The following is a 12,242-nucleotide window of genomic DNA, read 5'->3' as shown; positions in this document are numbered from 1 at the left end:
GAGGATGACCGTATGGCCACGCTCATCACGAACATCGGCGAGCTGACGACCAACGTCGCCTCGCCGGACGACCGATTCGGCACCGTGCACGATGCGGCCGTGCTCATCGAGCACGACCGCATCGCCTGGGCCGGCGCCGCCTCTGACGCACCCGCGGTGCCGGGCGGATTCGTCGAGGTGGATGCCGCCGGCAGGGCCGTGATCCCCGGCTTCGTCGACAGCCACAGCCACCTCGTGTTCGGCGGCGACCGCGCCGCGGAGTTCGAGGCGCGGATGGCGGGGCAGAAGTACGCCGCCGGCGGCATCCGCTCGACCGTCGCCGCCACCCGTGCCGCCACGGACGATGAGCTGCGTGCTCGTCTGCGGGCGTTGCGTGACGAGATGCTCGCCCAGGGCACCACCACGGTGGAGATCAAGAGCGGCTACGGGCTGGACATCGACACCGAGGCGCGCCTCGTGCGGTTGGCGGCAGAGGTGACGCCCGAGGTGACCTTCCTCGGGGCGCATGTCGTGCCGGCCGAGTACGCCGAGCGTGCCGACGAGTACGTCGACCTCGTGGTCGGCGAGATGCTCGACGCGTGCGCGCCGCACGCCCGGTGGATCGACGCGTTCTGCGAGACCGGTGCGTTCACCGTCGCCCAGTCGCGCCGGGTGCTCGAGGCGGGCATCGCGCGGGGCCTGATGCCGCGGCTGCACGCCGCCCAGCTCGGGCCGAGCGAGGGTGTGCGGCTGGCGGTCGAGCTCGGGGCGGCATCCGTCGATCACGGCACGTACCTCGGCGACGACGATGTGGCCGCGCTCGCGGCATCCGGCACCGTGCTCACCCTGCTGCCGGGGGTCGAGTTCTCCACCCGGCAGCCCTACCCCGACGCCCGGCGGCTGATCGACGCCGGGGTGACCGTGGCGCTGGCCTGCGACACCAACCCTGGATCGAGCTTCACCTCGTCGATGCCGTTCTGCATCGCCGTCGCCGTGCGCGACATGGGCATGACCCCGGCCGAGGCGGTCTGGGCGGCCACCACCGGGGGAGCCGCGGCGCTGCGCCGCGACGACATCGGCACCATCGCGCAGGGGAAGCGGGCCGACCTCGTGCTGCTGGACGCGCCGACCCGCGTGCACCTCGCCTACCGGCCCGGCGTGCCGCTGGTGCGGACCGTCTGGAAGGACGGCATCGCCGTCGAAGGGAGGGGACGCCATGGCGCTCTCACACGATGAGCTCTGGCCCCGTGCCGGCTCCTGGCCTGCGCCGGTGCCGGGGTCGAGAGCGGATGCCGTGCTGCTGGGCGTGCCGACCTGGCGCACCTCGCTGTCGCCGACCGGTGCCCAGGCCACCCCGGCCGCCATCCGCGAGGCACTCACCCGGTACAGCGCGACGCTGATGGGCCCGCCGGTGCTCGACCTGAACGACGTGCTGCGGATCGCGGACGCCGGCGACGTGGCCGATCCGGACGGTGAGGCGGGCGTCGAGCGGGCGGCCGAACGCGTGCGCGAGCTCTCCCGCGACGCGCGCCTGGTGGTCGCGCTCGGCGGCGACAACTCGCTCACCTACCCCGTCGCCCGCGGTGCCGGGGCCGACGGGCTGATCACCATCGACGCGCACTTCGACCTGCGCGACGGCGTCTCGAACGGCTCGCCGGTGCGACGCCTCGTGCAGGACGCCCCGGAGGGCGAGCGCATCGACCCGCGGCGGATCGTGCAGCTCGGCATCGCCGACTTCGCGAACTCCGCCGCCTACGCCCGGCGCGCCGCGGACTGGGGCATCCGCGTGATCACTCTCGACGAGGTGCGCAGGCGGGGGATCGCCGATGTCGCCGCGGAGGCGCTCGAGGTCGCCGGCGCCGGTGCGCGCATCCACCTCGACATCGACGTGGACGCCGTCGACCGCGCCAACGCACCCGGATGCCCGGCGAGCGTGCCCGGCGGCCTGGCGGCCGCCGAACTGCGCACCCTGGTGCGCGCGCTCGCCGCCGACCCGCGCGTGGTCAGCGCCGACATCGCCGAGGTGGATGCCACGGCGGATGCCGCCGACGGCCGTACCGTGCGGCTGGCCGCGTTGTGCGTGCTCGAGCTGCTCGCGGGTCTCGCCGCACGCTGACAGCCGGTTGCTCGCGCAGTCGCGGTCGGTGCGGACATCTCTGACGAGGACCAGCCGGGCCTGCTGCCGTGCATCAGGGCGTCGCGAGCTCGGCGATCTCTGCATCGGTGAGGGCTGTGCTCCACACCTTCAGCTCATCGACATCACCTGCGAACGGGGCATCCCACCAGTTCACGCCGATGCCGAACTGCGCTCCGGACACACCGAACACGTCGGGGAACCCGGTGCCCTGGAAGCGCTCGACACCGTCGATGTACACGGTGACCGAACCGCCATCCACCACGAATGCGGCGTGCGACCATTCGCCGAGCGGCAGGGACTGTCCCGTGCCGGCGTCGTACCACTGCGTGCCCGACCAGAGCATCGTCGAGCCGCCGACTCCGCTGTGCCCCTGCGGGACGAGGCTCACCCACGACTCCGGTGACGCGGCGCCGAAGAAGGCCGTCGTGTACGAGGTCAGGCGCTCGGGGCGCAGCCACAGGCTCACTGTGTACTCCGAGCCCTGGATCAGGCTGTCGGGCAGCCGAGCCCCGCTCGCGCCGTCGAGATGCAGTGCGCTGCCGGCCGCACCATCCGGAGCGAACGCGAGCGTTCCGCCGGCAGCATCCAGCCGCGCGCCCGTCATCGAGGCCGCCGGGTGCCGCCCGGCGCCGTCGGCCAGGTCGCCCTCGAACGACCACGATCCCGCCATCACCGCTGGAGTGCGCGCGAGCACGGTGAGCTCGAACGTCGCCGTCTCGGTGACGGCGCCGGCGGTCACGGTCGCGGTGAGGGTGACGGTCGCGTCGGGCTCACCCACCGAGGGCCGCTGCACGACGCCGCCGTCCGACACGACGCCAGGATCGGTGCTGGACCAGGTGATCGTCGATCCGCCCGTGCCCTCGGTGGGAAGGACGAGGTCGGCGGTCACGGCCGAGGTGTCGCCGAGATCGAGCGCGGCGATCACCGCGGAGACGGCATCCTCCGGGCTCATCGTCGGCACCTGGCGACCCCATACGCTCACACCGTGAGGGGACAGGGCGGTGAAGCCGGTGGACCACTTCTTCATCGCCGGGTCCCACACGCGCACGAACTTCCCGGTGTAGGTCTCGCCGTCGATGACGAGCGTGGCGGCATTCACATCGTCAAGCGTCCAGGTGCCGGAAGCGGCACCGGTGATCTTCCCGTTCTTCGTCAGCGAGATCGCGGAGGACTCGGCGGGCACGGCGGTGATGTCCTTGCCCATGTTCACCAGCTGCCAGCTGCCGACGACGTCGCTGCGGTAGACCTTGCCCGCGGTCTCACCCGCGTAGCGCTGGGGCGAGACCACCGGCCAGCCGTCGTCATTCATGAGGATCTGGTGCACGCGGACTTCGTGGTACTCGCCGCTGCCGGGGAAGCGGGCGTGGAACACCAGGAACATGCGACCCGTCTGCGGGTCCTGATACCAGGAGTTGTGCCCCGGGGAGTTGTAGCCGATGCCGGATGCGGCTCCGGGGTCGCCGAGCTCGTGGGCGAAGACGTGGGAGCCCATGAGCTTCACCCCGTACGGGGCGATTGAGGCGTCGTCGAAGAGCGGAAGCGAGGGGTCGGACTTCACCTCGGCCATGTCGTTGCCGTCGGCATCCAGGTACGGACCATCAGGGGAGGTGGAGCGGGCGACGCGGATGTTGTAGCCGCCGGCGGCATCGAGCCCGCCGAACGAGAGATAGAGGTAGTAGTACCCGCTCTCGGCGTCGTACTGGATCGTCGGCGCCTCGATGCGGCTGTGGTTGCCTCCGACGAGGTGTTCGCCGTATCCCTGTCCGGGCAGGGGCTCGCCGGTGGCGGGATCGAGCTTCAGGATGAAGATGCCCCCGGAGTACGAACCGTAGACCATCCACAGGTCGCCATCGGCGTCGTAGAAGGCGTCGGGGTCGACGGCGTTGGGATGGATGCGCGCGTCGTACACCTCGCCGGGGTTCTCGGACTCTCCCGCCATGCCGGATTTCAGCAGGATGCCCTGGTCCTCGTACGGCCCGTCGACGTCGTCGGAGGTGGCGATGCCGAGCGCGGAGCGGGGAGACGACCCCTCGCACGCGTTGTAGTACATCGCGAAGCGGCCATCCGGGAGCTGGATGACATCGGCCGCCCACAGGGTGGAGGTCTGGGCCCACTCGAAGGTCTCCGCGAGCTCGGTGCGGATGTCGTCGAAGAGGGCGTTGTCGGCCTCCTGCGACAGATCGACGGTGTGCTGCGTCCAGTCGATGAGGTCGTCGGTGTGCGCCGATGCGCCGTGCGAGCCGAAGACCCACAGGTCGTCCCCGGAGGTGACGACGGAGGGATCGTGGACGCTCACGTTCTGGAACTGCGGCGGATCGGGGTGCGTGACCGGCGGTTTCGCGAAGGCGGGCGCGGGGGCGGCGCAGACGAGCGTCATCGCCGCGGCGACCGCCGCGGCGAGGGAGGTGCGGGGAGTGCGGCGCATGACGGTTCCTGTTCGACATCGGACGGGGCGACGCCTCGACCGTGAGCCGTCGCCGAGAATCTACAACGATGTAGAAGTGGATGGCAAGCGTCATTTCCCAGGGCGGTGGCGCGGGGGTGGCGGGCGAGTGCGGGGAGCGGCGGGGTAGCGTGGAGTCATGGCACGGATCCTGATCGTCGGCGGCCACGGCAAGGTCGCACTGCTGCTCGCTCCGATCCTCACCGCCCGCGGTGACGAGGTCACCGCCGTCATCCGCGATGCCGCGCAGGCGGATGACGTGCGCGCGATGGGCGCCCTGCCCGAGGTGTTCGACATCGAGCGCGAGGGCCGCGAGGAGTTCGCCGAACTCATCGCGGGGCACGACGCGGTGGTCTGGTCGGCGGGCGCCGGTGGCGGGAACCCGGCGCGGACGCGCGCGGTCGACTTCGAGGCCGCCGTGCGCTCCATGGATGCCGCGGAGGATGCGGGTGTGCGCCGCTACGTGATGGTGTCGTACTTCGGCTCCTCGCCGCAGCACGGCATCCCGTCTTCCGATCCGTTCCACGCCTATGCCGAGGCGAAGGCAGAAGCCGACGAGCACCTGCGTGCGACGTCGCTGGACTGGACAGTGCTCGGCCCCAGCCGCCTGACGCTCGGCGAGGAGACCGGGCGGATCGACGCGACGGCCGAGACCTCGGGCGAGGTCTCGCGTGCGGATGTCGCGGCGGTGATCGCCGAGACGCTGCGCACTCCGGCCACCGTCGGGCGGACGATCCGCTTCAACAGCGGTGACCGCCCGATCGCGGAGGCGCTGGCGGACTGACCGCGGCGGTCGGCGCGATGCTCGCTTTAGGCCGGTCGCGGAGGGGCCGTGCTCAGGCGCGGTCGGTCAGCGCGTGCTCGCCCACCTCGCGGGCGCAGTGCGCGCAACAGAAGATGCGTCCGTCGCTCTCGACACCGTGGCCGATCACCCGGCATCCGCAGTGCGCACAGGAAGGCGCCATGGCCTGGATCGCGCATTCGAAGCTGTCGAAGTTGCCCACCATGCCGCCGCTGGTGACGGCGATCATCTTGTCGTAGGTGTTGCCGCACACATCGCACACGCCCATCGCGGTGCCCTCCGCCGGCGCGATGCTCATTCGCCGTCGCCCTCCTCGGCACGCAGGCGCTCGAGCAGCATCCGCTTGCCCTGCTCGCCCGCCTTCTCACTGTTGTGCTGGATCTTGCGGAACCAGTCCGCGAGCTCCGCATCACCGGCCGCATCGGCATCGGCGATGTACGTCTGCATCGTCCAGGCGTTGCGCAGCGACGCCTCGAGTACGCACACGAGGTCGTAGTTCTCGTCCTTCACGGGGCTGTTCGGCTCAGCCATGATTCCTCCTCTGTCGACCTGCCAGCATGCGCGTGGGACGGCGGTCGGGGGAGGGGGTGGCCGTTCCCGTGGGGCAGGCGTACCCTGAGGGTCCTCGGATTCCGCGCTCGGATCGCTCGGCCGAGGGTCAGATACCGGGGATGATCGCGTGCGCGACGGCGAAGATCGCCAGCCCCGCCAGCGAGCCCACCACGGTGCCGTTCAGCCGGATGTACTGCAGGTCACGGCCGACCATGAGCTCGATCTTCTCGGTCGTCTCGGCGGGATCCCACTTCTCGACCGTGTCGGTGATGATCGAGGCGATGTCGTGCCGGTAGCGGTCGACGAGGAAGACCGCGGCATCCGTGACCCACCCGTCCACGCGCTCCTGCAGCGCGGTGTCGGTCACGAGCCGGTCGCCGATCTCGGCGACGGCGGATGCTGCGCGCCGGCGTAGGCCGCTCTGCGGGTCGGCCAGCGCCGTGAGCAGCCCGGACTTGGCGGTGTTCCACGCGTCGGCGGCCAGGGCGACCACCCGCGGGCTGTCGAACAGCGCGGCTTTGGCGCCCTCGAACCGGTCGCGCATCTCATCGTCGTGCTGCAACCGGTCGGCGAGCCGCGCGAGGTACCCGTCGAGGGCGAGACGGGCGGGATGCCGCGGGTCGGCCTGCACGGCCGCGACGAACTTCACCGCCTCGTGGTACACCGTCTCGTCGACGAAGCGGTGTGCCAGCCGGGGCACCCATCCCGGCAGGCGGCGCGACACGAGGCCGCTGAACGTGTGCGCGTTCGCATCGAGCCAGCCGGCGATGCTGTCGACGGCCATGTCGACCGCGCCGCGGTGCGCATCGGTCTCGACGATGCGCTGCAGCCAGCCGCCCGCGGCGGGGGCCCAGTCGGGTGCGATGAGGTGCTCACGCGCGAGATCGGCGATCAGGCTCTGCACATCGTCGTCGCTGAGCGCCCGCAGCACCGCCGACGCGACCGTCGCGCCCTCGGCGGCGACCCGCTCGGCGTGCGTGCGGCCGTCGGTCGCCGGGCGCGGGCTGCGCAGCCATTCCCCGAGACGGCGCGACAGGGCGGTCGTGGAGAGCTTGGCGCGCACCACGGGACCTGCGAGGAAGTTCGTCTCCACGAACTCGCCGAGGCTGCGGCCGATCTCGTCCTTGCGGGTGGGGATGATCGCGGTGTGCGGGATGGGAAGGCCCAGCGGGCGGCGGAACAGTGCCGTCACGGCGAACCAGTCCGCCAGCGCGCCGACCATGCCGCCCTCGGCGGCGGCACGCACGTACTCCAGCCACGGGTACCGGTTCTGCAGCCAGAACGCGACGACGAACAGCACCGCCATCAGGATGAGGGCGCCGAGGGCGACCCCCTTCATGCGGCGCAGCCCGCGCAGTCGCTCCTGATCGGCGGGCGAGAGCAGCGCCATCGGAGTGCTACGCGACATGCCGACATCCTTTCACGGTGAGTAGGCTCAAGGGGTGATCGACGACATCAAGAAGCGCGCTCTGCACCGCACAAGCATCCTCGAGGGTCAGCTGCGCGGCATCGCGCGGATGATCGAGAACGAGGAATACTGCATGGACATCATCACGCAGTCGCGTGCCGTGCAGCGCTCCCTCGAGTCGCTGAACAGACTGCTGCTCGAGAACCATCTGCGCACCCACGTCACGCACATGTTCGAGCACGGCGGGGACGAGCGCGACACGGCTGTCGCCGAACTGCTGAAGGCCTTCGACTTCGAGCGCAAGTAGGCCGTCCCGAACCCGATCCCGAGCCCGCGGAACGGCTGGACCGTGGTCAGCTCTCGATCGGTCCCAGCCAGAACGTCGCCGCCGTGGAATGCGCCGATTCGGGATCGGAGGGGTGGAACATCCCGGCCAGGGCGTCGCGGTAGAGGCGGGAGAGCTCGTTCGACGAGAAGTACGAGCTGCCACCGGCGACCAGCATCGCCTCATCGGCCAGCTGCTTGGCCATCACGACCGCGCGGTGCTTGACGCCCGACAGCAGCGTGAACCAGCGTGCACCGTGGTCGGCGCGCTCATCGACGTCGCGCGCCAGCGCCGCGATCTGCGGAGGCAGCGCGTCGTAGGCCAGACCCATGTCGGCGACCCGCCAGCGGATGTCGGGATCCTGACTGTAGGTCGTGCCGCTCTTCTTCGAGCGTCGCGCCTGCGCGGCGGCGACGGCGAGGTCGAGCGCTCGCCGGGCGATCCCGGTGTAGACGGATGCCAGCAGGATCTCGAACACGCTGAAGATGCCGAACACGATCGGGTCTGGGTTCGGACCCGGATCGATGCGGCGCACGACCTGACCGGCGGGCGCGATCGCGCCGTTGAGCCGGGTTGTGCGGCTCTGCGTGGCGCGCATGCCCAGCGTGTCCCAGTCGTCGCTGGTGGCCACGGCATCCGTCCGGTCGACGAACGCGAACACGAGCTTCGGTGCGTCATCGCTCGTGGTGTCGAGGCCGTGCAGGCCGAGCTTGGTCCACACCGGGGCCAGCGAGGTGAAGATCTTCGTGCCGGTGAAGGCGTAGCCGCCGTCCGGCTGCGGCGCGGCATCCGTGTCGCTGCCGAACAGCACCAGGTCGTTGCCGCCCTCGCTGATGCCGAACGCGAAGACGTCGCCGGCCACCGCGCCGTGCTGCACGAACTCCAGCCCCGGCACCCCGCGGTCGGAGAACACCTTCGCCACGCCCGTCCACACCAGATGCATGTTGATCGCCAGCGCCGTGGCGGGGGATGCCGTGGCCAGGCGCTGCTGCAGCAGCGCGGCCTGCTCCAGGCCCAGGCCGGCACCGCCGAGCTCTGCGGGGACGAGGATCGACAGGTAGCCGGCTTCACGCAGCTCGTCGAGATCCTGCTGGGGGAACGTGTTCTCGCGGTCGTGCACGGCGGCGCGCTCACGGATGCGCTCCAGCAGCTCGTCGGGAAGGTGCGCGGCGGGGTCGAAGGTGCTCACGCGCCCAGCCTACGACCGCCGGCGCGGTGCGGGTGGGGAGATGGTGCGGGGGCTGGTGCCGGTGCCTGTGTGGAGAGGCCGGCCGGGTTCAGCGCCCGACGACCGGGATGGTGAGCGTCTCGGTGTCGGGGTAGGGGCTGGGGTCGCGATCCCGCAGATCGGGGAACGCGCGCGCGAAGACCACCGAGACGATCAGTCCCGCGACGGCGAACAGCGTGGCGGCGAGGTAGGCGCCCGCGGGGCCGCTGCCGTCGATGAGGAAGCCGGCGACCGCCGAGCCGGCAGCCGCGCCGATCAGCTGCCCGGTGCCCGCCCAGCCGAACGCCTCGGCGGTCTCACTGAACTTCACGCTCGCGGTGGTGATCGCGAAGAGCACGGCCAGGGCCGGGGCGATGCCGACGCCGGCCAGCAGCAGCGTGCCGCCGATCCAGAAGACGTTCAGCGAGAACATGGTCAGCGCCAGGCCGATCGTGACGATCAGCAGTCGCCTTGCCATCGCCCAGGGGCCGATCGGGATGTGCCCGAAGGCGAGCCCGCCGGCCAGGCTGCCCACCGAGAACACCGCGAGCACGAGGCCGGCCTCCAGCCCGCCGTGACCGAAGGTGGCGACCACGCCGACCTCGACGGCCGAGCAGGCGCCGATGAGCAGGAAGCCGATCACGGTCGCGAGCATCACCGGGGGCTTGAGCACGACGCGGCCGAAGGCGCGGCGGCTGCGCGGGATGCGCACCCGCCCGACCTCGGGAGACAGGATGAACCAGGTTCCGCCGACCACGAGGATGACCGCCACGAGCAGCAGGCCCTGCATGGTGCCGACCTGGGTGGAGACGAGCGTGATCACGACCGGGGCGACGATCCAGATGATCTCCTGCAGCGAGGCGTCCAGCGAGAACAGCGGGGTCAGCTGGCCGGCGTTGACGAGCTTGGGGTAGATCGTGCGCACGGCCGACTGCACCGGAGGGGTGGACAGTCCGGCGAGCAGGGCGAGGGCCATGTAGCCGGGTACGCCCAGCGGCAGCAGGGCGAGGCCGAGCACGGCGATGACGCAGACGACGAGGGTGAGCGAGAGCACCCGTCGCATGCCCCACGCGCCCATCCAGCGGCTGGTCACGGGGCCGGCGATCGCCTGGCCGACGGATGCCGCGGCCAGGACCACGCCTGCCGCGCCGTAGGAGCCGGTCTGCTGCTCGACATGCAGCAGGATGGCCAGGCTCGTCATGCCGTTGGGGAAGCGCGCCACGAGTTGTGCGGCGATCATGCGCCCGACACCCGGCGTGCGAAGAAGGTCCCGATATCCCGCCACCAGAGAACACTATCGGGGCGGCGCGCGGCGCCGGGTGGCGTCCCCTGGGGTGGTGTAGTTTCCGGTGCTGGGTGTCACGTCGTTGACGTGGTGAGCCATCGTGCGATGGTCAGTGAGAACCGACTAAAGCTACTCACAGAAAGACACGACGCACGATGGCTCTTGACCAGTCTGCCCTCCTCGAGCTCCTCGGGGAACTGAAACTCACCGACGTCACCGACCGGATCCGGGTCGCGACCGAAACGCTCTACCAGGAGTTGATCGACGCGGAAGCGGCCGCGTTCATCGGCGCCGCCCCGTTTGAACGCACCCCGGATCGCACCACGCAACGCAACGGCACCCGCCGGCGGACGCTGACCACGACCGCCGGGGAGCTGGATCTGCGGATCCCGAAACTGCGGCAGGGCTCGTTCTTCCCGTCGCTGTTGGAACGGCGCCGCCGGGTCGATCAGGCACTGTTCGCGGTCGTGATGGAGGCCTACGTCCACGGCGTCTCGACCCGGAAGGTCGACGACCTGGTCAAAGCGCTCGGCGCTGACACCGGGATCAGCAAGTCCGAGGTGTCTCGGATCTGCGCGAACCTCGATGAGGACGTCGCTGCGTTCCGCGACCGGCCCCTCGCGGACACCACCTACCCGTATGTGTTCCTCGACGCGACCTACTGCAAAGCACGGGTCGGCCGGCGGGTCGTCTCTCAGGCCGTGGTCGTCGCCGTGGGTATCGCGGCGGACGGGCGGCGGGAAGTGCTCGGGTTCGAGGTCGGGGAGACCGAGTCGCAGCCGTTCTGGACCACGTTCCTGCGGTCGTTGAAGGCCCGCGGGCTGGACGGGGTGAAGCTGGTCATCTCGGACGCGCACACCGGTCTGATCGCCGCGATCGACACCGTCTTCCAAGGCTCCAGTTGGCAGAGATGCCGAGTTCACTTCATGCGCAACGTGCTCACCTCGGTCCCGAAGACCGCGGGGCCGATGGTCGCGTCGATCATCCGCACGATCTTCGCTCAACCCGACACCGAGCACGTGTTCGCGCAGTTCCACGAGGTCGTGCGCATGCTGACACGGTCGCACCCGAAGATCGCGGACATGCTCGAGGACGCGAAGGACGACATCCTCGCGTTCTGCGGGTTCCCGCAGCAGCACTGGCGGCAGATCTGGTCCACGAATCCCCTGGAGCGGGTGAACAAGGAAATCAAACGGCGCACCGACGTCGTCGGCACCTTCCCCAACCCCGCCGCGTTGCTGCGCCTGGCCGGGCACGTCCTCATCGAGCAACACGACGAATGGGACGGCGCCGACCGACGCTACTTCAGCGAGCACTCCATGAAGCTCCTCAACACCACCGAGAAGGAGGTCGCGATCCCCGAACTCGCTGCAGCATAATCACAGAAGCTGATCTCGCACGGTGTTGAGAAACTCCACCACTCAGCGGGACGTCACCCGGCGCCGCCACGGGGCCGGGCCGGGTGTTATGCGGTGCTGCGGCAGGGCCGGATGCCGCGACACGCCGCGACACGCCGATGAGCGTTCTCCACAGGGCACGAGATGTCGGAGGCCCCCGTCTAGCGTGCGACCTGTGGATGGTTCCGCGGACCCGCTCGGAAAGCCGCGAGAACACGCGGTTCGCGGCCCGTCGACGACCTCGCCGGCTGTGGAAGGAATCGTGGAGAACCTGTGTTTAACCAGGGGAGAGCCGGTGGATAACTACACGGATGTAACTACTATCCCTAGTGGTCGGTCGCAATGTCCGTCCCTATATGTAGTATTGAAGTCCCGGCGGAGGGATCGCCGGGTTAAGAGCTGAGATCCGAGGGGAAGAAGCCAGAATCATGTCGATCACGGTCTACACCAAGCCTTCATGCGTGCAGTGCAACGCCACCTATCGAGCCCTCGACGCCAAGGGTATCGAGTACGAGGTCCACGACGTCTCCGAGGATGCTGCGGCCCTCGAGCACGTCAAGTCGCTGGGCTACATGCAGGCCCCTGTCGTCGTCACCGACGAGGGCCACTGGTCGGGCTTCCGTCCCGACAAGATCGACGAGCTCGCAGCCCGTCTGGCGTAGGACGCCGGCGGACTCGACGCTTCGAAGGCACAGAGACCGAGAAGA

Annotated in this window: 12 protein-coding genes; 6 read left to right on the top strand and 6 right to left on the bottom strand. The window is 70.0% G+C overall.

The features are described 5' to 3' along the window. Positions 1 to 12: 12 nt before the first annotated feature. Both hutI and H7694_RS11440 read left to right on the top strand, forming a co-directional pair. Entirely contained in the window at positions 13 to 1,215 is a 1,203-nt protein-coding gene (hutI, locus tag H7694_RS11445; protein WP_193596626.1) for an imidazolonepropionase, read from the top strand. After that, on the top strand, positions 1,196 to 2,095 hold the full coding sequence (locus tag H7694_RS11440; protein ID WP_193596625.1) for an agmatinase family protein: 900 nt from the start codon (positions 1,196 to 1,198) through the stop codon (positions 2,093 to 2,095). Before hutI ends, H7694_RS11440 begins: the two co-directional genes overlap by 20 nt. A gap of 73 nt (positions 2,096 to 2,168) precedes the next feature. On the opposite strand, the gene H7694_RS11435 is transcribed toward H7694_RS11440, so the two are convergent. Continuing rightward, positions 2,169 to 4,541 carry a LamG-like jellyroll fold domain-containing protein gene (locus H7694_RS11435; RefSeq protein ID WP_193596624.1) on the bottom strand — a complete coding sequence of 791 codons (2,373 nt, stop codon included), beginning with the start codon at positions 4,539 to 4,541 and terminating at the stop codon, positions 2,169 to 2,171. Between the two features lie 157 nt (positions 4,542 to 4,698). Between H7694_RS11435 and H7694_RS11430 the strand changes: the two genes are divergently transcribed. Next, positions 4,699 to 5,343: an SDR family oxidoreductase gene (locus H7694_RS11430; RefSeq protein ID WP_193596623.1), complete on the top strand. Its 645-nt coding sequence runs from the start codon at positions 4,699 to 4,701 to the stop codon at positions 5,341 to 5,343. A gap of 52 nt (positions 5,344 to 5,395) precedes the next feature. Here the strand turns inward: H7694_RS11430 and H7694_RS11425 are convergent, their stop codons facing one another. The 3 genes from H7694_RS11425 to H7694_RS11415 form a co-directional block, all read right to left on the bottom strand. Continuing rightward, positions 5,396 to 5,659, bottom strand: coding sequence for a hypothetical protein (locus H7694_RS11425; RefSeq protein ID WP_227468084.1), 264 nt, complete (start codon positions 5,657 to 5,659; stop codon positions 5,396 to 5,398). Continuing rightward, positions 5,656 to 5,892 carry a hypothetical protein gene (locus H7694_RS11420; protein WP_193596622.1) on the bottom strand — a complete coding sequence of 79 codons (237 nt, stop codon included), beginning with the start codon at positions 5,890 to 5,892 and terminating at the stop codon, positions 5,656 to 5,658. The genes H7694_RS11425 and H7694_RS11420 overlap by 4 nt, the downstream gene beginning before the upstream one ends. Positions 5,893 to 6,019: 127 nt before the next feature. Beyond that, positions 6,020 to 7,321: a DUF445 domain-containing protein gene (locus H7694_RS11415; protein WP_193596621.1), complete on the bottom strand. Its 1,302-nt coding sequence runs from the start codon at positions 7,319 to 7,321 to the stop codon at positions 6,020 to 6,022. 34 nt (positions 7,322 to 7,355) lie between these two features. On the opposite strand from H7694_RS11415, the gene H7694_RS11410 reads away from it, so the two are divergent. After that, the gene (locus tag H7694_RS11410) at positions 7,356 to 7,628 is read left to right on the top strand and encodes a metal-sensitive transcriptional regulator (protein ID WP_193596620.1); all 273 of its coding nucleotides are present in this window, start codon (positions 7,356 to 7,358) and stop codon (positions 7,626 to 7,628) included. Positions 7,629 to 7,674: 46 nt separating this feature from the next. On the opposite strand, the gene H7694_RS11405 is transcribed toward H7694_RS11410, so the two are convergent. After that, the gene (locus tag H7694_RS11405) at positions 7,675 to 8,835 is read right to left on the bottom strand and encodes an acyl-CoA dehydrogenase family protein (protein WP_193596619.1); all 1,161 of its coding nucleotides are present in this window, start codon (positions 8,833 to 8,835) and stop codon (positions 7,675 to 7,677) included. A gap of 88 nt (positions 8,836 to 8,923) precedes the next feature. Next, positions 8,924 to 10,138: an MFS transporter gene (locus tag H7694_RS11400; RefSeq protein WP_193596618.1), complete on the bottom strand. Its 1,215-nt coding sequence runs from the start codon at positions 10,136 to 10,138 to the stop codon at positions 8,924 to 8,926. A gap of 155 nt (positions 10,139 to 10,293) precedes the next feature. Between H7694_RS11400 and H7694_RS11395 the strand changes: the two genes are divergently transcribed. Further along, on the top strand, positions 10,294 to 11,517 hold the full coding sequence (locus H7694_RS11395; protein ID WP_193596582.1) for an IS256 family transposase: 1,224 nt from the start codon (positions 10,294 to 10,296) through the stop codon (positions 11,515 to 11,517). A gap of 446 nt (positions 11,518 to 11,963) precedes the next feature. Further along, a complete protein-coding gene (gene nrdH / locus H7694_RS11390; protein WP_193596617.1) occupies positions 11,964 to 12,197 on the top strand; it encodes a glutaredoxin-like protein NrdH in 234 nt (77 codons plus the stop codon). Positions 12,198 to 12,242: the final 45 nt, after the last annotated feature.

The organism is Microbacterium sp. YJN-G (assembly GCF_015040615.1).
Lineage (GTDB): Bacteria > Actinomycetota > Actinomycetes > Actinomycetales > Microbacteriaceae > Microbacterium.
The sequence above is the reverse complement of the archived record's forward strand: the minus strand, read 5'-3'. Positions and strand labels throughout refer to the sequence as shown.

Coding starts and splice junctions, on each gene's coding strand:
- H7694_RS11440 (WP_193596625.1), top strand. CDS start 1,196: ATGGCGCTCTCACACGATGAGCTCTGGCCCCGTGCCGGCTCCTGGCCT.
- H7694_RS11435 (WP_193596624.1), bottom strand. CDS start 4,541: ATGCGCCGCACTCCCCGCACCTCCCTCGCCGCGGCGGTCGCCGCGGCG.
- hutI (WP_193596626.1), top strand. CDS start 13: ATGGCCACGCTCATCACGAACATCGGCGAGCTGACGACCAACGTCGCC.
- H7694_RS11430 (WP_193596623.1), top strand. CDS start 4,699: ATGGCACGGATCCTGATCGTCGGCGGCCACGGCAAGGTCGCACTGCTG.
- H7694_RS11425 (WP_227468084.1), bottom strand. CDS start 5,659: ATGAGCATCGCGCCGGCGGAGGGCACCGCGATGGGCGTGTGCGATGTG.
- H7694_RS11420 (WP_193596622.1), bottom strand. CDS start 5,892: ATGGCTGAGCCGAACAGCCCCGTGAAGGACGAGAACTACGACCTCGTG.
- nrdH (WP_193596617.1), top strand. CDS start 11,964: ATGTCGATCACGGTCTACACCAAGCCTTCATGCGTGCAGTGCAACGCC.
- H7694_RS11415 (WP_193596621.1), bottom strand. CDS start 7,321: ATGTCGCGTAGCACTCCGATGGCGCTGCTCTCGCCCGCCGATCAGGAG.
- H7694_RS11395 (WP_193596582.1), top strand. CDS start 10,294: ATGGCTCTTGACCAGTCTGCCCTCCTCGAGCTCCTCGGGGAACTGAAA.